Annotated in this window: 14 protein-coding genes; 9 read left to right on the top strand and 5 right to left on the bottom strand. The window is 44.8% G+C overall.

Features of this window, described 5'->3' with window-relative positions; all coding sequences use genetic code 11:
• Position 1 precedes the first annotated feature (1 nt).
• Both AB4517_RS14285 and AB4517_RS14280 read right to left on the bottom strand, forming a co-directional pair.
• On the bottom strand, positions 2-700 hold the full coding sequence (locus AB4517_RS14285; RefSeq protein WP_017059610.1) for an ABC transporter permease: 699 nt from the start codon (positions 698-700) through the stop codon (positions 2-4).
• A 210-nt stretch (positions 701-910) separates the two neighbouring features.
• On the bottom strand, positions 911-1,717 hold the full coding sequence (locus AB4517_RS14280; RefSeq protein WP_017068185.1) for a substrate-binding domain-containing protein: 807 nt from the start codon (positions 1,715-1,717) through the stop codon (positions 911-913).
• 301 nt (positions 1,718-2,018) lie between these two features.
• Here AB4517_RS14280 and AB4517_RS14275 point away from each other — a divergent pair, with 301 nt between their 5' ends.
• Both AB4517_RS14275 and AB4517_RS14270 read left to right on the top strand, forming a co-directional pair.
• Positions 2,019-3,482 carry a sigma-54 dependent transcriptional regulator gene (locus tag AB4517_RS14275; RefSeq protein ID WP_029235435.1) on the top strand — a complete coding sequence of 488 codons (1,464 nt, stop codon included), beginning with the start codon at positions 2,019-2,021 and terminating at the stop codon, positions 3,480-3,482.
• Positions 3,472-5,499: a cache domain-containing protein gene (locus tag AB4517_RS14270; RefSeq protein ID WP_372148509.1), complete on the top strand. Its 2,028-nt coding sequence runs from the start codon at positions 3,472-3,474 to the stop codon at positions 5,497-5,499. The genes AB4517_RS14275 and AB4517_RS14270 overlap by 11 nt, the downstream gene beginning before the upstream one ends.
• A gap of 368 nt (positions 5,500-5,867) precedes the next feature.
• Here the strand turns inward: AB4517_RS14270 and AB4517_RS14265 are convergent, their stop codons facing one another.
• The gene (locus tag AB4517_RS14265) at positions 5,868-6,755 is read right to left on the bottom strand and encodes a mechanosensitive ion channel family protein (protein WP_017059614.1); all 888 of its coding nucleotides are present in this window, start codon (positions 6,753-6,755) and stop codon (positions 5,868-5,870) included.
• Position 6,756: 1 nt separating this feature from the next.
• Positions 6,757-9,102: an ATP-binding protein gene (locus AB4517_RS14260; protein ID WP_017068188.1), complete on the bottom strand. Its 2,346-nt coding sequence runs from the start codon at positions 9,100-9,102 to the stop codon at positions 6,757-6,759.
• Positions 9,103-9,563: 461 nt separating this feature from the next.
• On the opposite strand from AB4517_RS14260, the gene AB4517_RS14255 reads away from it, so the two are divergent.
• Positions 9,564-11,147: an ABC-F family ATPase gene (locus tag AB4517_RS14255; RefSeq protein WP_009846736.1), complete on the top strand. Its 1,584-nt coding sequence runs from the start codon at positions 9,564-9,566 to the stop codon at positions 11,145-11,147.
• A 222-nt stretch (positions 11,148-11,369) separates the two neighbouring features.
• Here the strand turns inward: AB4517_RS14255 and AB4517_RS14250 are convergent, their stop codons facing one another.
• Positions 11,370-12,191: a formate dehydrogenase accessory sulfurtransferase FdhD gene (locus AB4517_RS14250; RefSeq protein ID WP_017068189.1), complete on the bottom strand. Its 822-nt coding sequence runs from the start codon at positions 12,189-12,191 to the stop codon at positions 11,370-11,372.
• A 397-nt stretch (positions 12,192-12,588) separates the two neighbouring features.
• Between AB4517_RS14250 and AB4517_RS14245 the strand changes: the two genes are divergently transcribed.
• The 6 genes from AB4517_RS14245 (at position 12,589) to AB4517_RS14220 (ending at position 19,510) form a co-directional block, all read left to right on the top strand.
• Positions 12,589-13,053, top strand: coding sequence for a DUF3305 domain-containing protein (locus tag AB4517_RS14245; RefSeq protein WP_017070541.1), 465 nt, complete (start codon positions 12,589-12,591; stop codon positions 13,051-13,053).
• Positions 13,043-13,756 carry a DUF3306 domain-containing protein gene (locus AB4517_RS14240; RefSeq protein WP_372148508.1) on the top strand — a complete coding sequence of 238 codons (714 nt, stop codon included), beginning with the start codon at positions 13,043-13,045 and terminating at the stop codon, positions 13,754-13,756. The genes AB4517_RS14245 and AB4517_RS14240 overlap by 11 nt, the downstream gene beginning before the upstream one ends.
• Before the next feature lie 299 nt (positions 13,757-14,055).
• Entirely contained in the window at positions 14,056-15,717 is a 1,662-nt protein-coding gene (locus AB4517_RS14235) for a 4Fe-4S dicluster domain-containing protein (protein WP_017059620.1), read from the top strand.
• A gap of 9 nt (positions 15,718-15,726) precedes the next feature.
• Entirely contained in the window at positions 15,727-16,365 is a 639-nt protein-coding gene (locus AB4517_RS14230; protein ID WP_017059621.1) for a molecular chaperone, read from the top strand.
• A 78-nt stretch (positions 16,366-16,443) separates the two neighbouring features.
• Positions 16,444-16,644: a twin-arginine translocation signal domain-containing protein gene (locus tag AB4517_RS14225; RefSeq protein ID WP_008217926.1), complete on the top strand. Its 201-nt coding sequence runs from the start codon at positions 16,444-16,446 to the stop codon at positions 16,642-16,644.
• A gap of 10 nt (positions 16,645-16,654) precedes the next feature.
• Positions 16,655-19,510 carry a formate dehydrogenase subunit alpha gene (locus tag AB4517_RS14220; RefSeq protein ID WP_017063869.1) on the top strand — a complete coding sequence of 952 codons (2,856 nt, stop codon included), beginning with the start codon at positions 16,655-16,657 and terminating at the stop codon, positions 19,508-19,510.
• Position 19,511 lies beyond the last annotated feature (1 nt).

Below are 19,511 nucleotides of genomic sequence, written 5' to 3'. Positions count from 1 at the left end.
CCTAAGTTCTTAAATAGCCTTTTCCTCTCACACTGGAAAGGAAAAAGTTAAGGGCTAATGCCAATGCTAATAACACCATACCGAGGGCGACGCCTTGAGCGAATGCGCCTTTGTGGCTTTCCATAGCGATAGCTGTTGGGATGTTTCTTGTCATCCCCATAATGTTGCCACCGACCATCATTGAACAACCAACCTCAGTGACGATACGAGAGAAGGCAGCGATAGTTGCAGCTAAAAGAGGGAAGCGCGTTTCCCAAATTAACGTACACGCCACACGAGTCGTTGATACGCCAAGCGTGCGCGCCGTTTCAACCGCTCGGCGGTCACTGGCCTGCAGAGCGCCGTGCATCATCGCGACTAGGATTGGGAAACAGATCAGCATCTGACCTAGAATCATCGCCTTTTGGGTGAACAGTAATTCCCAATCACCTAACGGGCCAGAGCGAGAGAGCATCATGTACATCAACAAACCGATAACCACGGTTGGGATAGCTTGCAGGGTGTTGATCACCGATAATAATGCCCACTTCCCGGGGAACTCGGTATAAGCCAATAAGAAAGCCATGATGATTGCAGGAATAATCACTAATGAGATGGCGGACAAAGATACGCTGAAAGATACCGCGACGATTTTCCACAATTCGTGGTCAAAACTCACTAGTAGGTTCATTGCATCAATCGTTGTTTGCCATAGGGTCATGAAGTATCTCGTGTGAATCGATAATAGGTCTTTATCGGTAATGACTGATGTTAATCATAGCTGACACAATATTATTGAGCCTATATTGGCCAGCTATTGTTTCTTTAAATGCTTCAGTTAACTGGTTAGTTAAGCGTAGTGCTAATTGGAATTAGTACTTACAACAAACCATTCTCAGCTTGTTATAAACGAATCTACGCTGACGAAAAACTACTCTGCGCTCGCTACAAACAGCTGTTTGCCATGCAGTTTAAAGTCGTTAATCAGTTTCTGACCTTTAGGGTTCACCAACCAATCACTGAATACTTTCGCTGCTTGGTAGTTAATGCTTGGGTAGCGCTCTGGGTTAACAAGGATTACTTGGTAAGGGTTGAATAGGTTCTTGTCACCTTGGAAAAGGATTTTAAGATCCAGTTTGTTTTGGTAAGCCAACCATGTGCCACGGTCTGTCATGGTGTAGCCTTGCATTTCAGACGCCATGTTCAGAGTAGGGCCCATGCCTTGACCAACACTGCGGTAGCCACCAAAGTTTGGTTCCATTTTGGTCTGTGCCCAAATGCCCATCTCTTTCTTGTGCGTGCCTGAATCGTCACCACGAGACACAAACGTCGCGTTGTTGGTTGCGATTGCTTTGAATACATCAGCTACAGCTTTTTGAGATTCAATTTTTGCTGGGTCACTTTGAGGGCCCACAATCACAAAGTCGTTGTACATCAGCTTACGAGGTAAAACGCCGTAGCCTTTTTCTACGAAATTCGCTTCAGCTTTTGGTGCGTGAGTCATTACCAAATCAACATCACCATTTTCGCCCATGCGAAGTGATTTACCGGTACCCGCAGCTAGAACATCAACCTTGATACCAGAATCTTTTTCGAACTCAGGCAATAAGTAGTCCAGTAGACCAGAGTGATAAGTACTTGTGGTTGTCGCCAACTTAATATGAGTGGTGTCTTCCGCGCTGCTAGCCGTGTAACTGACGATAGATAGAGCTGCAATAGTTAGGGGAATTGCTTTCATTATTATTATGTCCATTCTGTTATAAATGAATGACATGCCTTCAGTTTTAAAGGGCTCAAAGAGGGCATGTGCATAAGACGCTAATTGTTGTAATTAGAAATCTACACCTTATAGCAATCTTAATGCCAACAAATAATGCATCAGATTTCTTTAAATTGCTGTTATTTCGGACAAAACTGAGTCTTTTACCCCGTTAAAATGAATCAAAACATGAGCTAGGACAAAATGTCGCACATTGTCCCTGTTGGAGAAAAGGTTAATTGGTACACTCTGTCCCAACTTTTCTCACCGGCTAATCATTATGTCTTTACCTAGTTCATCTGCATCCAATCTCAACCCGAACACATTGACTCAGTATCAGGCGTTTTCCGTCTTGGTGGTCGATGATGAATTGGGTATGCAGGCTATCTTAAAGAAAGCACTGGGTAAGTTCTTTGGCAAGGTGTCGAGCGCAGGATCGGTTGAAGAGGCTGAAACGCTGCGTTCGAGCGAACATTTTGATCTGATTGTCCTTGATATCAACCTACCAGGCCGCTCTGGCATTGAGTGGGAAGAGGCGTTTAACGACAACGACAAACGCGCCGATGTGATTTTCATGACGGGTTATGCCGATCTAGAGATGACCATATCCGCGCTTAAGCTTGGTGCTTCAGATTTTATTCTTAAGCCGTTCAACCTCGAACAGATGATACAAGCGGTTCTGCGTTGTATGGATAAGCGACTCGACCAAAGAATGCAGTACGCGTTGAAGCGTGATGTGAGTCGTCATATCAAGACTGAACTGATTGGCAATTCAGACAAGACCAAACAACTTAAATTGCTGATCAGTCAATTTGCACCGTCTCGAGCGTCCGTCTTGATAGAAGGTGAGTCGGGTACCGGCAAAGAGCTGGTTGCTCGTGGTGTACATGAAGCCAGTAAACGCACAGGTCCATTTGTGCCAATCAACTGTGGTGCGATTGCTCCAGAACTTCTAGAAAGTGAACTGTTTGGACATACATCAGGCGCATTTACTGGTGCGAAGAAAAACCGTGAAGGTCTTTTCCGAGTCGCAAGTGGTGGCACCTTGTTCCTTGATGAAATTGGTGAAATGCCACTGCCAATGCAAGCTGCATTGTTACGCGTGTTAGAGCAAAGAACCATTCGTCCAGTCGGTAGCGAGAAGGAAATTTCCGTTGACGTACGAGTGGTGGCGGCGACCAACCGAAATCTTCAAGAAGAGGTCGATAAAGGGCACTTCCGCCGCGATCTGTTCTACCGACTCAATGTACTTAAGATTGATGTGGTGCCATTGAGAGAGCGCCCGTCAGACCTGATTGAACTTGTTCCATACTTTACTCGTCTTTTATCGAGCGAGCTTGGCATGCCAGTTCCAAATTGGGCACATGAAGATATCTTGGCGTTGAACGAATACGAATGGCCGGGAAATATTCGTGAACTTAAAAACTTAGTCGAACGATGCATTCTTTTAGACAAGCCACCAGCACACTATTGGCGCGAGATTAATGGTGATCCTGTTCCCGCTAGTATTTCAGTGACGGTGTCACATGGTGCGGAAATGCCAAACTTGAATAATGCAGACGCTGCCGAGGGTTATCCAAACACTTGGACACTCAAAGAAGTAGAAAAATCTCATATAGAACAGCTGGTTAGTTTTCATGATGGCAATAAATCGGCAGCTGCAAGAGATCTTGGCGTCGCACGTAAAACGCTAGAGCGTAAGTACAAAGATTGGAACACAGAAGGCTCTGAATATGCCGATTAGACGTCGTTGGTGGTCAAAGTGGGCGTTCCGATTCAAAACCATGGTTCGCTACCGATTATTATTCCTAACATCAGCTCCGATCATTCTGACCTTGTGCGCGCTTGTGGCTATCACACTGTATTGGTCAATACATTACACGTGGCAGGGCGCTCTGATTGATGTTGATGAACGCTTGGATGTTGCCGATAACAGTATTCACCTGATCCAAAATCAGCAAGCATACAACGTTCGTGCGTTTGCCGAGTCTTATAACTTTCGAACCAAACTCGCGAGTCATCTTTCACACGAAGAGCTAACTCGCTGGGTGTCTGAGAACAAATCTCGCTATGAGCTCGATTTTCTGCGCTGGCGCAGTGTCGAGAGCATGGAAAAGAAACTCGAATATCTAAACTTAACTCACAAGCCTTCATTTTTCAGTGTCTTAAGCCGTAATGAACTCAATTATCTCGATCGTGACCTCGCTAAAAAAGCGGAAGTTCCGATGCTCAACGGGCAAGAGGTCGAGACTCGCGGATTGGTAAGCCGAACCGTTGTATCCATCAAAGATGAACATGATCATGTGATTGGTTTTCTGGATGGTGGGATCTTACTGAATAACAGTACTCAACTTGTTGACCAAATCAGTAACCTTATCTATCCACAACGAGAAGGTTTTAATCGTCATATAGGAACGGTCACGGTTTTCCTTGATGATCTTCGTGTTAGCACCAACGTGCCTTTGAGCAGTGAAGACAGTGTAGGGCGCGCCATTGGTACACGTGTTTCTCACGAGGTTCACTCGAAAGTCTTGAATGAAGGTAAAGAGTGGCTAGATCGAGCGTATGTTTACGATGCTTGGTACATCACAGCTTACCAACCAATCCATGACCAGTTTAATAATGTGATTGGTATGCTTTACACCGGTTATTTGATTTGGCCGCTGATAGAAACGTACTTAACCAACCTTGGCGAAATTAGCATTACCATTGTGTTGCTTCTGTTGGCATCCGGTTTGATCGTTCACCGTGGCGCACGTGATCTTTTCAACCCAATCGAACGCATTCATAAGGTCGTCAAGCTAGTCCAGATGGGGCAAGACAAGCGAATTGGTACGCTAGGTTTGGATGATCAACACGAACTGACACTGCTCGCTAAACAATTCGACAAGATGTTGGATCTACTGCACGAGCGCAATCAAGAGATTCAACAAGCGGCGTCTGAACTAGAGTGCAAAGTGCATTCTCGTACCGCGAGTTTGAAAGAGAAAACTGAAGAACTTGAACTGCACATCAAGCTTCTCAATCAAGCCAGAGATAAGCTGGTGGTCAATGAAAAACTGGCCGCGTTAGGTGAATTAACGGCAGGTATTGCTCATGAGATCAATAACCCAACCGCCGTGATTCTTGGCAACGTTGAACTGATGAAGTTTGAACTGGGCGATGAAGTGAGCCGTGTAGATGAGGAAGTCCACGCGATCATGGAGCAGATTGACCGAATTCGAAATATCACACGAAGCCTGCTTCAATACAGCCGTCACGGCGGCGTACAAGACGAAATTACGTGGCAACATATCAACCCAATAGTGGATGAAAGTATTACGCTCGTAAAAACAGGTGCGAAGAAGAAAGGCATTGTGTACGTATCGCAGCTGAACGCTAAAACCTCAGTCGAGGTCAATCGAAACCAATTGCTACAGATTCTGGTTAACCTACAAATGAACGCGATTCATGCAATGGACGGTCAGGGCACGTTAACCATTTCGAGTGAAGACTGGGTTGAAAATGGTGTGTCTCATGGCGCTATCGTTCATGTTCAAGATGAAGGCTGCGGTATTAAGGAAGAACAACTGAAACGCATCTTTTCGCCTTTCTATACCACCAAACGAGATGGCACGGGCTTAGGGTTGTCAGTATCTCAGAGTATCTTGAGCCAAACTGGCGGCGAGATCCGAGTTGAATCTGAGGTAGGTAAGGGAAGTTGCTTTAGTATCTATCTTCAACAGAAAGCGACACCTCAATTGCTTGTATCAAACCTATAAGTTCTAAGAACTCATTCACTGATATTATCATCTGATAATATTTCTAACGCGCTTGGGCTATTACACGAACGTTTTAGCCCAAGCACGAAAATTCCGCACTACTAATCTATCGCAAACCAAATCTCAACTCGCTGCAAATGAGGTACTCCAAGCCTCACAATCGCTCGCAGAAGACAGTCAGAAAATGGCGAACACTACAGAACACCTTACTGAGCAATTGAAATACTTTAAGGTTTAGCATCAATAGGACTATTAGCTTAAAGATAAAAAGCTCATAAAAAACACCTCCGCACTTGCGATAAGTTCGGAGGTGTTTTTATTTATGGCTAGCCATTTGCTATAAGCAACAAACGTCTAAAGCATCAAGCCTAATGCGCCGCTACTGAAATTTTCGGTGGGTTGATGTTGTGCTTCTTAAACTCTTTCATCACACGCAAAGTAATGTCGGTTTCAAACAGCTTCTCATACGCAGTATCCACAACGTAAGCCTTACAAGTTAGCTGTATTGCTAGGTAGTTATCGGTAATCGTCTGTTTAACCAAAACCGTTACAGGTTTCGGCAAGTGGATATAACGACTTGAAGACGCCGCTTCTTGAATCAGATCGCGGGCTAGGGTGATGTCTTCATCCATACCAACGTAAAACGGAATCACCACCTGCATGTCCAACGCACCGTAGTTACCACTGGTGGTCACTTCATTTAAGAACTTGTTGTTCGGAATGGTAATGATGTCATCGTTCAGGGTTCTCATTCGCACTGAACGCAAACCAATGGTAATGATATCACCGTAGTTGCCTTCGAACGTGACGCGGTCACCAACTTGAAAGGGCCTATCAATCATTACCGTGATGCCCGCGATGAATGAAGCTGCCAAATCTTTAAGCGCAAAGCCGACTGACACGGCGAGGGTACCACCAATCAAAGCCAGTATTTGGTCGTTGATTCTAAAGCTCATCATGAACACGATAAGACCTGTGCTCACATAGATAAAGAACTGAGTAAACGACTGCAGTTTCTGTAGCAGCATTCGGTATTGCACGAATTGGCTACCAAAACTGGTCACCATCGAGTTGATAAACTTAAGCAGTAACCACATCGCAGCAATAACGATCATGGAGAAGAACACGCCGCTCCATCGCACTAGACTCGCTATCTTTGAGATGTTTTCTACATTGGCTAACTCTTCCGTCGCAAAGATCGGGAAACTGACAGCACTTGCCAAGCCAACAAATAGTAGGATAAATAACTTCTTCATTTTACTTCACCAGTAGATGTTGACGGTCGAGAACGTTAGTAATGTGGCGGAACCAGTGCTCGGAAATTCGAGCCTTTTCTTCATGCCAACCAATATAACCACGGCTTTCAAAGTAACGCAGAATGCCGGTTATCTCAGCCGTGCTTAGCTGCGTACAATCAGACAAGACTTCCGGAGACGCGATTTCCAACTGCACGATTGAACGAAGCACAGCCAGCATAGGTTTTGGCATGTTTTCTAGTTCTTGTGCTTCTGGAACATGGAACAAGCGCACCACGGCTTGATCGGTATCTTTGTTTCGATTCAATGAGAGTCGGAAGAAGCGCAACGCAACGGTAGGGTTACCATCAGAGTAATGCCACAAGATTCGGTAGAAGCCTTGGCGTGCGCGATCTTCCTCGCTCATGTCATCTTGGTCCCACTGTTTAGGCACCACCAAACCATCAAACGATAACGGCTTCTCAAGCTCCGTATTAATACGGCTATTTAGAAGCTCACCGACTTGTTTCTCTGTCCAACGCGGAAGGAAACACACCAAGTCAAACAGCAAACGTTCGCCACGCGCTCGATCGACAAACCGCCAGCTTGATTTGGCGATCGATATCACGACACGGTGGTTCTTTTTAGAACGACGCAGTAGATTGGTTAAACGTATCAGATCAGACAAGCCGCCAACCATTGGCTTAACTAGACGTTGTGCATTATCGATCGCAATCAAGTACGTGGTCTTGCTTTTACGAAGGTGAGCCAAGATCTGAATCTCAGTCGCTTTTTCTTCCAAGCCGATGCTCACCGCTAGATGCGCTAACAGCTCTTGATAACCAGCGTAAGGGCAACTTACGTAGACAGGTTCAGCATTAGAGACTTTGTGCAGCAGTGTATAAAGCAGCGTTGTTGCGCCCACACCACGTTCACCTGAAACAATACAGATAGCAGGGCTGTCTGACATCAAGTAGCGAGACAGTTGCTTAACCTCATCACCGGCGTAATCAATCAGCGTGCTGTCGATATTACCCGGAAGAATGTATTCATAGGTTTGATCGCCTTTGATTCGAACCAAGTTTTGCTGATTCTTGTCAAGGTCAGACTGCTTAGCCACTTCAATTCTAAACAGGTACGCCAAAGCTTGGCTAAACAGTGTGTAATTAGACAGTAAGGCCATGATGCGGTGTTGGAAGTTGTAAACACTCAACCATACGATGCCAATGGCCGTCGCCAATATATTAAGTAAGAAGGTATCCTTGCGGTTTACTGCCCAGTTCACCCATACCGGACGATCAGAGATGTGTTGCAGCGTATCGAAGACTTTCGCACGCCATAATCTAAGCACTGAAATGGTAACCAGTACAAACCAGAAAAATAGGGCGCTGTAGATCCAGCTATAGATAGTGCCTTTGCCTAGCGTGATACTCGATATTTGCAAAGTCACACCCGCAACAATGAAGCTCCAAACATAACGGCGAATGGTCGATAGGCGCAGCGCAATCACTTCTTGATTGGATGTGCGGCCCAAACGATACGCAAATTCCAAAATAAAGCTGATAGCAATCGAACCACCTAGAATCCACCAAGTGAAGATCTCAAGGAAAATCAGGTGTTGCAGGCTAGGGATGCTGGAGAGCACTCTTAGAGAAAGCGTAATCGCAATTAACCAAGCAATCGCACGATCAGCGCGGCTGATGTACCAGATCACACGTACTAAAAATGGAGGGTTCGTTTTCGCTTCAAGAAAATTAATTCTGAACAACTCAATCAAACGAGTGCTATTGGCAAGCCACCACGCTAAACCAAAATAGATAAACAACACTTTTAACGATGCACCAATCACAGGCACTGGCGAAATAAAGATGTCTTTAACGAGCGCTTTAAAGCTACGAATTTGGAAGTAAACAAGATACTCAATGTTGAGCTTGGTTAATTCCCACTCTTGCTTAAATTGAGTTACACCGTAGGGGCCAAAACCCGTTAGGCGCTCTTTATTAGCGGAATTCGTCTGCTCTAACAGGTGTTGCTTGCTCACATTCAAGCTATTCAAAGTGACGTAACTGGTTTGAACGGCAAACCATTGATCGGCGTCGTTGTTCGCTCTGTAGGCTTTTATCTGTTGCTCGAAGGTTTTGATTTCCTGCTTTTGAACTTGTAGCACTTCAGCGAGCAATATATTGACTTGGCGTCTGTCCGACGGTTCCATAAAGAGGGGGTCGGGTAACGAATCAATTCGATCATCGAGATCAACAGCAGAATCGGATACCTGCGGCTGAGATTGTAAGTCATATTCCAAGTTGGCATGACTAGGCCAAGAGAGAATGGCCAAAGTGAGGATTAAGAAGCGCGATAGTGAACGCATAAAAGTCTCTTAGAATTATGAGGTTAGGATTACTATAGTTAGATAATCTGACTTTGTGAAATCCAACCCCGTGTCGGGGCGAGTACTTTATTCCTGTTTCGAGCGATTTTGTCATGAAATTGTCAGGGATTAGGCTAGTATTTGAGCATCTTTATTATGTCTTCTGTTGCGTTGATCGGGTTGGCTTTTACTGTGACCAATCAGCATACGATATATTCAATGGTTGGCATGATTTGGGACGTTATATACCGCCCATTATGGTGCGCTGTTCGATATTTTGTTTTTCCTTAAAATCGACGGTTTTACGGCGATAAATAGAAAACCAAAAATGTGAGTCAGTTCAAACTATGATTTGGCTAGGTTATCACTCACTTAATGGCCAGTAATTGCAATCAATACTTGCAGTTAAAGCCCTGAACAAGTAACGTTGCGGCGTTTTTCACATTAAAAAGGTAATGGCATTGATCTCCACAGCAAATATCACCCAACAATTCGGCGCTAAGCCACTTTTCGAAAATATTTCAGTTAAGTTCGGCGAAGGCAACCGCTACGGTTTAATCGGCGCGAATGGCTGTGGTAAATCGACGTTCATGAAGATCCTATCTGGTGAACTAGAGCCAAGTGCTGGTAACGTAAGCTACGATCCAAACGAGCGCGTTGCTAAGCTAAACCAAGACCAATTTGCTTACGAAGAATTCACGGTAATCGACACGGTTATCATGGGTCACAAAGAGCTTTGGGCTATTAAGCAAGAGCGTGACCGCATTTACTCTTTGCCAGAAATGAGCGAAGAAGACGGCATGAAAGTGGCTGACCTTGAAGTTCAGTTCGCTGAAATGGACGGCTACATGGCAGAAGCTAAAGCTGGTGAGCTTCTTCTAGCGGTAGGTATTGAAGAATCAATGCACTTCGGTCTGATGAGCGAAGTAGCACCGGGTTGGAAACTTCGTGTTCTATTGTCTCAAGTACTGTTTGCAGACCCGCATATCATGCTTCTTGACGAACCAACGAACAACCTGGACATGGACACCATCAAGTGGTTGGAAGATACGCTAAACCAACGTAACTGCACAATGATCATCATTTCGCACGACCGTCACTTCCTAAACTCTGTTTGTACACACATGGCTGACCTTGATTACGGCGAACTTCGTCTATTCCCAGGTAACTACGATGAGTACATGACGGCTGCGACTCAAGCTCGTGAGCGTCTACTGTCTGACAACGCTAAGAAGAAAGCACAAATTGCTGAACTTCAAACGTTCGTATCTCGTTTCTCTGCTAACGCATCTAAAGCGAAGCAAGCAACGTCACGTGCTAAGCAGATCGATAAGATCCAACTAGACGAAGTTAAAGCGTCTAGCCGTCAAAACCCATTCATCCGTTTCGAACAGTCTAAAGAGCTATTCCGTAACGCACTTGTGGTTGAAAACCTATCTCAAGGTTTTGAAGAAGACCTATACAACAAGTTCGACGGTATTTTCGAAGTAGGTGAGCGTGTTGCTATCATCGGTGAGAACGGTGTGGGTAAAACAACACTACTTAACACACTAGCGGGCGCTCTTGAGCCTCGCACTGGTGAGTACAAGTGGTCTGAAAACTCAAACATCGGTTACTACGCTCAAGATCACGCACACGATTTCGAGACAGACATGAACCTGTTTGATTGGATGAGCCAATGGCGCCAAGAAGGCGAAGACGAGCAAGTTGTTCGTGGCTTCCTAGGTCGTATGCTATTTGGTCAAGACGACATTAAGAAATCTGTAAAGGTTATCTCTGGTGGTGAGCAAGGTCGTATGCTTCTTGGTAAGATCATGATGCATAAACCAAACATCCTGCTAATGGATGAGCCAACAAACCACATGGATATGGAATCTATCGAAGCGCTTAACTTGGCTCTTGAGAACTACAAAGGCACATTGTTCTTCGTATCTCACGACCGTGTATTCGTAGACTCGCTTGCAACTCGTATCCTTGAAATCAAAGATGGCAAGATCAACGATTTCCGCGGTACTTACGCTGAGTTCTTGAAAGCACGCGGCTAAGCTTTAAGTTAGCCTTAGTTTTCAACTCTATGCGTTGGAAATTAAGCTATAAATTGAAAATTAAAAACGCCGTCATACTAAAAAGCATGACGGCGTTTTTGTATCTAGCTAAGTTTCTATGTATTTATCCTTGATGGGTCACTAACTATTTACATCAGAACTTTACAATTAGAAGCGGTTAGTGAATCACCAATCAAACCTACGCTTTTTTCCGACTGCTGATTATTCACCTTTCACATCAAAGTCAATCTTGTCTGCACCCGTGAACACTTGGAAGCGTAAACCTTTAGCGCGAGCAATCGTAGTGATGCCGAACTTCTGCGCTAAATCTAAGCCCATTTGTGTAACGCCAGAGCGTGACAGTAGAACAGGGATTCCCATCTGCGCAACCTTAATCACCATCTCAGACGTTAAACGGCCTGTGGTGTAGAAGATCTTATCTTCACCTGTCTCTTTGTTAAGCCACATCTCACCAGCCAATGTATCAACGGCATTGTGTCGGCCAACATCTTCAACAAACGATAGAACCTTGTCGTCTTTGCAAACAGCACAGCCATGAACCGCACCCGCTTTCTTGTAGGTGTCGTTATAATGAGTCAGCGCTTCTAGAGCCGTATAGATTTCAGATTGCTTAATCTTGGTTTGAGGCACTTGGTAATCTTCCAATTGCTTCATCACGTTGCCATACATGGTACCTTGGCCACAGCCAGAGGTAACTGTCTTCTTCTTAAGCGCTTGCTCAAGTTGGCTCGTATCTTCTTTGGTGATAACCGCTGCTGAGCTGGTTTCCCAGTCGATGATGATTGATTCAACGGCTTCTGGATCAGAAAGGAAGCTTTGGTTTTTCAAATAACCCAAGACTAATGCTTCCGGGCGTGAACCCAATGTCATTAGAGTTACGATCTCTTTCCAGTTCAACATAACGGTAAGAGGGCGCTCGCACGCAATTTGTTTCGTTAGCTTTTCGCCATATTCATCAAACACTTCAACTTCGATGGTCTGAAGTGGGTTTTCACTGGTTTTTATTATGTTTGGTTTTACCACAGTCACGTCCTACTTAATGAGATAGCGATTATAAGGGATAAGAAGTTAGGCAAGAGTCATCATACGACTCTTTAGAATACATGCGTTCTCTGTCACTTAGTCAGTCTTAGCTTTAACTCAAGCATTTAGCAATTCTCATTCCAAAATAGCGGCTATTCGAGAAAACATGAAGCATTCGATTAAAATAGCGCAAAATATGAGAGTTCACCGAGACTAACTGTCTCAAACCAGCGCGATCGACTAACGTTATAGGGGTAACTTTACGACAAACGCACTAAAGACGGAGCAGGACTTAAAATGTATTGGCGTGTTTATTGCTTTGTAGAGGGTATATGATTATGCGAAGTACAAAATGTCCTACGTACGATCAGAATAAAGAAAATCAATTGGGTGCAGTATGTCTGAGATAAAAGAATTCCAAGAACACTACGAAAAAACAGAATCAGCTTGGCCAATAGGTGTCCAAAGAATAGAGAAAGAGATCAAAACTGGCATTTGGGTAGCAACTCAATGGGAACTCATCGGTTTTGAATTATCACCTGAACATGAAACCCCAGACGTATGTTTGCTTCAGTTGCACAAAGACGAGCGTACAGACTATCGTTTCAACCTAAGCTCTCAGCAACCTAAGCTTTTCTTAGTGATGGATAATGTCGATTCAGGCGTTAAGCCCGTCATTCAGTTACTTACAGCATCACAAACCGTTGCAGGGCAATACATGGACGGTGACAACCAAGTCCTTTCATACGACATTCCGTTACCTGTACAAGCTTGGATGGAAGCATTCATCGGTCGTCATGGCGAGTTATTAGAAGCAAGACGTAAGAAACGTAAAGGCGCGGGTCGATCAAATGGCAACTAACTTTTTTAGCCGTTGGTCTCAACGAAAGCTTGATGAATCAACCGACCAACCTTTAGAAGCGCAACAAACGCTTGAGGAAACTGAGCTTACTTCCACTGAGGCTTCGTCTGCTGCTTCATCTATAGACGCAGAAACATCGGAGTCATTAGAGCGTGATACTTTAGAAAATGGTGCTTTAGAAAATGAGTCTCCAGAACACAATGAAGACGCTCACGCTGTCGATTCTCAAACTATTGACTCTCAGGAGATAGCATCAGAAACGACTGAAGACTTGTCTGTTGCTCAATTATTGGTGTCAGAAGCTTCAGAAAGCGTAAAAAAAGCGGCATTGCGTAAATTATTCCTCTCAGAAGAATTCAACGTTCGTGATGGTTTAGATGATTACGACGACGATTACAGTAATTTGAAGTCTCTTTCTGAAGGGGTTGCGGAAACCTTGCGTGATTGGGTTAAAGACAAAACGGAAGAAGAAACTGCGCCAGAAGAAGAGCAAATCATTGATAATAAAGACGAAGGTGAAGTTTTAGAAAATTCTGAAAGCGATCTTGAGGTATCTGATAATAAACTTGAAACGTCAGAAAGTGCCGAAATAACCGAACAAGAAAAAGAACTGTATAAAAACACAGTATCGGATAATAACGCTACAATGTCAGACGAAGCAGACCTGAAAGAGGTGGGACAAAATATACCACACAAAGAATAGGTACATTTTGACTAAACACTCAATGAACCGCTTGCGACAAAATGTCCCAAGCGTTTTTTTTATACGCACAATAAACGTTATATAGGATTAAATCACTGAAATATAAGGCATATTAAATTGGCATGGCATTTGCAAAATAACGTTCATTATCAACTTTTTTGTAGATAGACGAGTTCACGGTCTGACGAACGACACACTGGCTAAAGGGTTAGTTGTTAACGGATTACTCAGCAAGTTCTCTCTCGCTTACTACAATAAAGGTTGAACAGATTATCCATGTCCAAAGATGGAACTGAGCAATGCTTAAACAATTATTAGAACAAGCAAATTCAAATAACGCTAAAGCAAGACTGTATGCATTTGAAAATACAGTTGAGTTAACAAATCTGATTCCACCTACTGTTAGCTACGAAAGCGGCGGTAATACACTTGTTATTGGTCCAACTGCGATCATTGAAAGTGCTGCGGCTCAATTACCTCAATTGACGAGCCTAACCTTATTGTCAACAGATGGCGAAAAGGGCACAAACCCAGAACTGTACTTCGCGAATTCGGTTCAAGTATCCGGTTTCCTTGGCACGTTTGAAGTTGTGATCGAAAACAAAGGCACATCAAGCAATCTAGCGAAAGTCGCGATTAATCACGATTGTTTCGATGTTGTTTTAGACCTATGTCTGAATAGCTGCATGACAGAAGAAGTACCTGTACCGGGTTATTACCCAGTAGGTCGTGGCTATCCAAAACTTGCTGAAGCACTGGAAGAGATTCCAACGCTTATGGGCACATTTGATAAGCCTAAGTTCTTCCGTCTCGACACTGACCTTTGCGCGCACAGTTCTCGTGGCGTAAAAGGCTGTGAGCGTTGTGTAGATGCTTGTCCTGCTGGCGCACTATCAAGTGAAGGCTCTGATAAGACGGGTCACAAGATTGAGATTAACCCTTACCTATGTCAAGGCGTTGGTACTTGTGCAACTAGTTGTCCTACAGAAGCGATTACCTATGCGCTGCCAAACCCTGATGACACTCAAAAGTTTATTGAACGTACGCTAGCTAATTATGAGCAAGCGGGTGGTCTGGATCCAATCGTACTTATCTGTAGCTCACGTCATGAGACTTACAACGTGATGGCTCTTAAAGCGCTACCAGATAACGTGATTCCAATTGTCGTAGAAGAACTGCCATCTATTGGTATCGATACTTGGTTTGCAGCTTTAGTTAATGGCGCAACTCAGGTTCTGTTTGCCGCATCTCGCTTTATGCCAGAAACGATCATTCGTGTTCTGAATAACGAAGTAGGGATTGCTCAAGAACTACTAGATCAAATCGGTATTCCAAAAGAAACCATCGATATTCTGTACTTAGAATCTCTACGTGAATGTCCTCCAACACTTTGTGTGGATTCATTCGACCTTGCACTTGGCGATCTTCAAGGCAACAAGCGCCAACGTCTATTTACAGCACTTGATGCGATGTCTTCAGCTCGTATTCCTGTTGAAAATATTGTTGAGCTTCCGTCAAACGCACCTTACGGCAACGTTTCGTGTGATAGCAAAGATTGTACGTTATGTATGAGCTGTGTGGCTGTGTGTCCGACACGTGCACTTCATACCGACGGGGCTTCTCCATCACTTAAATTTGTAGAACAAGACTGTATTCAATGTGGCTTGTGTGAAAAGGCATGTCCTGAAAATGTTCTGACTCTTACGCCTCGTATGAACTGGGTAAAAGAAGAACGTCAAAAAGCAGTTGTGATTCATGAAGAGAAAGCTGCGGAATGTGTACGTTGCCATAAACCATTCGCACCTCAGTCTATGATTGACATGTTACAGAACAAGTTACGCGGTCACTCTCACTTTTCAGATGAAGCAGCGATTAATCGTATTGCTATGTGTGAAGACTGCCGTGTGGTGGATATGTTCGATTCAATGGCTCAAGACCCATTGAAACAATTGAAATACTAGGAGTTAGCCTTGGAAACGAATTTGGATCAGGCACAAGAACAGACACTAAGAACTGAGATCTATTTGGTTCTATCCGCACTGTTTCGCAGCGCACCTTCTGAAGAGGTGATCGACTTTCTAAAAACACTCGATATTGAAGCGTCTGAAAGCGCAATGCAAAAGGCTTGGATTGCCATTCAACAAGCGGCAACAGAATCAAACCGTGAAGCTCTTGAAGACGAATATCAAGATTTGTTCATCGGTATTGGGCGTGGAGAAGTCGTTCCATTTGGTTCTTGGCATCGCACTGGCGCCATGATGGAAAAACCATTGGCAGAGATTCGTCATGACTTAGAGCTTTTAGGCATTGAGCGTGACGATCAAGTGAAAGAGCCGGAAGATCATATCGCAGCACTGTGTGAAGTGATGGCGATGCTAACGGCTGAAGAAGAAGCACTGCAACAGGCGGTATTCAATAAGCACCTTGGCCCTTGGTTTAACTCTTTCACGCGTCAGCTTGAAGGGGCAGAAAGCGCGAACTTCTACAAATCGGCCGCTCAACTGTGTGAAGCATTCTTAACGTTAGAACAAGTGCGTTTTAGCGTGAATACAAAAAGCAGTAAGCACAAATTAAAGATTGATGTGAAAAACGTCACTGATTACGAGTAATCGAGCAGTACGCGATTATATCGATAGAGGGGCATTAAGCCTCCAAAAAAAGATCTACCGTAAGGTAAGGAAGCAATGATGAAAGATAATAAAGATATAAATACAAGCCGTAGGGATCTACTCAAAGGCTTGACGACTGCAGCCGTTGCTGGTGCCGTTGTCGCTGGTACAACTAAAGTGGCAACCGCTTCAGAAACTGTTGAAATTTCGAAAGAAGACGTGAAGAAGACAGGGTATCGTGAGACGCAACACATTCGCGATTACTACGACACACTTTAGGAGATAACGGATGAAACTTGTCAAACGCTCCGATAGTGTGAGCAAAGAAACCAATCAGCTAGGTGTGTCTCGACGTGCCTTCATGAAAAACACTTCATTAGCTGCTGGTGGCGCAGTGGTAGGCGCAAGTCTATTTGCACCAGGTATGATGAAGAAAGCACAGGCTAAATCAGTCGATCCAGAAGCGAAAACAGAAGTGAAACGTACTATCTGTTCTCACTGTTCTGTGGGTTGTGGTATCTACGCTGAAGTTCAAAATGGCGTATGGACAGGTCAAGAGCCTGCATTCGATCACCCATTCAACGCTGGTGGACACTGTGCGAAAGGTGCAGCACTTCGTGAGCACGGCCACGGTGAACGTCGTCTTAAGTACCCAATGAAATTGGAAGGCGGTAAGTGGAAGAAGCTTTCTTGGGAACAAGCGATTGAAGAGATCGGTAACAAAGCGCTAGAACTTCGTAAAGAGTCTGGCCCTGATTCAGTTTACTTCCTAGGTAGTGCGAAACACAGTAACGAGCAAGCTTATGCATTCCGTAAGATGGCTTCGCTTTGGGGCACCAACAACGTTGACCACCAAGCACGTATTTGTCACTCAACCACAGTAGCCGGTGTTGCGAACACTTGGGGTTACGGTGCAATGACAAACTCGTTCAATGACATGCACAACTGTAAATCGATGCTGTTCATTGGTTCAAACCCAGCGGAAGCTCACCCAGTAGCGATGCAACACATCTTGATCGCGAAAGAGAAGAACAACTGTAAGATCGTTGTTGCGGATCCTCGTCGTACGCGTACTGCTGCGAAATCAGATCACTACGTTTCTCTTCGTCCAGGTTCTGACGTTGCGTTTATCTGGGGTGTGTTATGGCACGTCTTTGCAAACCAATGGGAAGACAAAGAGTTCATTAAACAACGTGTATTCGGCATGGACGAGATCCGTGAAGAAGTCGCGAAGTGGAACCCAGCAGAAGTTGAACGCGTAACTGGTGTTAGTGAAAAAGACGTATACCACACCGCGAAACTACTTTCTGAAAACCGTCCGGGTTGTATCGTTTGGTGTATGGGTGGTACTCAGCACACGACTGGTAACAACAACACACGCGCTTACTGTGTACTTGAGCTTGCGCTAGGTAACATCGGTAAATCAGGCGGCGGTGCAAACATCTTCCGTGGTCACGATAACGTACAGGGCGCAACTGACCTTGGCGTACTGTCAGACACACTTCCAGGCTACTACGGCTTGTCTGAAGGTTCTTGGCGTCACTGGTCAAAAGTTTGGGATATCGACTTTGACTGGGTGAAAGGCCGTTTCGACGACAACGCATACGGCGGTCAAAAACCAATGAACAGTGCAGGTATTCCTGTATCTCGTTGGGTTGATGGCGTACTTGAAGACAAAGACAAGATTCGCCAACGCGAAAACATCCGTGCCATGTTCTACTGGGGTCACGCGGTGAACTCTCAGACTCGTGGTCCAGAGATGAAAAAAGCGATGCAGAAGCTGGATATGATGGTTATTGTTGACCCATACCCAACGGTTGCAGCGGTAATGAATGATCGTACCGACGGCGTTTACCTGCTACCAGCAACGACTCAGTTTGAAACCTACGGCAGTGTAACGGCGTCAAACCGTTCTCTACAGTGGCGTGACAAGGTTGTTGATCCTCTATTCGAATCTAAACCTGACCACGAAATCATGTACCTGCTTTCTAAGAAGCTTGGTTTCTCTGATCAGCTGTTCAAAAACATCCGTGTTGAGAACAACCAACCACTGATTGAAGATATTACACGTGAATTCAACAAAGGTATGTGGACAATCGGCTACACAGGCCAAAGCCCTGAGCGTTTGAAAGAACACCAACAGAATTGGCACACATTCCACAAAACGTCTCTAGAAGCAGAAGGCGGTCCAGCAAATGGCGAGACTTACGGTCTACCTTGGCCATGTTGGGGCACACCAGAGATGAAACATCCGGGTACACACATCCTTTACGATACGTCTAAGACGGTTGCTGAAGGTGGTGGTAACTTCCGTACTCGTTTTGGTGTTGAGTTTGAAGGTCAAAGCCTACTGGCAGAAGACAGCTACTCGAAAGGCTGTGAGATCAAAGACGGCTACCCAGAGTTCAGTGACAAACTACTGAAACAACTGGGTTGGTGGGATGATCTAACTGCAGAAGAGAAAGCGGCTGCTGAAGGCAAAAACTGGAAGACTGACGTTTCAGGTGGTATCCAACGTGTGGCAATTAAACACGGCTGTATCCCATTTGGTAATGCGAAAGCACGTGCGATTGTTTGGACATTCCCAGACCGTGTACCACTGCACCGTGAGCCACTTTACACGCCACGTCGCGACCTAGTTGCTGATTACCCAACGTGGGACGACAAAGAAGCTATCTTCCGTGTTCCTACGCTTTACAAGTCGATTCAAGAGCAAGACAAATCTGGCGAATACCCGATTATCCTGACCTCTGGTCGTTTGGTTGAGTACGAAGGTGGTGGTGAAGAAACCCGTTCTAACCCTTGGCTAGCAGAACTACAGCAAGAGATGTTTGTTGAAGTGAACCCGAAAGATGCAAACGACATCGGCTTTAAAGACGGTGACGATGTTTGGGTTGAGGGTGCAGAGAAGGGCCGTATTAAGGTGAAAGCGATGGTTACACGTCGTGTGAAACCGGGTCTGGCATTCATCCCATTCCACTTCGGTGGTAAGTTCCAAGGCGAAGATTTGCGTTCTAAATACCCAGAAGGCACTGATCCTTACGTTATTGGTGAAGCTGCTAACACAGCAACCACATACGGTTACGACCCTGTCACGTTGATGCAGGAAACGAAAGTAACCCTTTGTAATATTCGTAAAGCGTAAG

Origin of the sequence: Vibrio sp. 10N.222.52.C3 (assembly GCF_041474195.1) — a bacterium.
GTDB lineage: Bacteria > Pseudomonadota > Gammaproteobacteria > Enterobacterales > Vibrionaceae > Vibrio > Vibrio crassostreae_C.
This window is presented reverse-complemented; position numbering and strand designations above follow the sequence as displayed.

Coding starts and splice junctions, on each gene's coding strand:
- AB4517_RS14235 (WP_017059620.1), top strand. CDS start 14,056: ATGCTTAAACAATTATTAGAACAAGCAAATTCAAATAACGCTAAAGCA.
- AB4517_RS14240 (WP_372148508.1), top strand. CDS start 13,043: ATGGCAACTAACTTTTTTAGCCGTTGGTCTCAACGAAAGCTTGATGAA.
- AB4517_RS14265 (WP_017059614.1), bottom strand. CDS start 6,755: ATGAAGAAGTTATTTATCCTACTATTTGTTGGCTTGGCAAGTGCTGTC.
- AB4517_RS14220 (WP_017063869.1), top strand. CDS start 16,655: ATGAAACTTGTCAAACGCTCCGATAGTGTGAGCAAAGAAACCAATCAG.
- AB4517_RS14270 (WP_372148509.1), top strand. CDS start 3,472: ATGCCGATTAGACGTCGTTGGTGGTCAAAGTGGGCGTTCCGATTCAAA.
- AB4517_RS14280 (WP_017068185.1), bottom strand. CDS start 1,717: ATGAAAGCAATTCCCCTAACTATTGCAGCTCTATCTATCGTCAGTTAC.
- AB4517_RS14275 (WP_029235435.1), top strand. CDS start 2,019: ATGTCTTTACCTAGTTCATCTGCATCCAATCTCAACCCGAACACATTG.
- AB4517_RS14285 (WP_017059610.1), bottom strand. CDS start 700: ATGACCCTATGGCAAACAACGATTGATGCAATGAACCTACTAGTGAGT.
- AB4517_RS14260 (WP_017068188.1), bottom strand. CDS start 9,102: ATGCGTTCACTATCGCGCTTCTTAATCCTCACTTTGGCCATTCTCTCT.
- AB4517_RS14245 (WP_017070541.1), top strand. CDS start 12,589: ATGTCTGAGATAAAAGAATTCCAAGAACACTACGAAAAAACAGAATCA.
- AB4517_RS14225 (WP_008217926.1), top strand. CDS start 16,444: ATGAAAGATAATAAAGATATAAATACAAGCCGTAGGGATCTACTCAAA.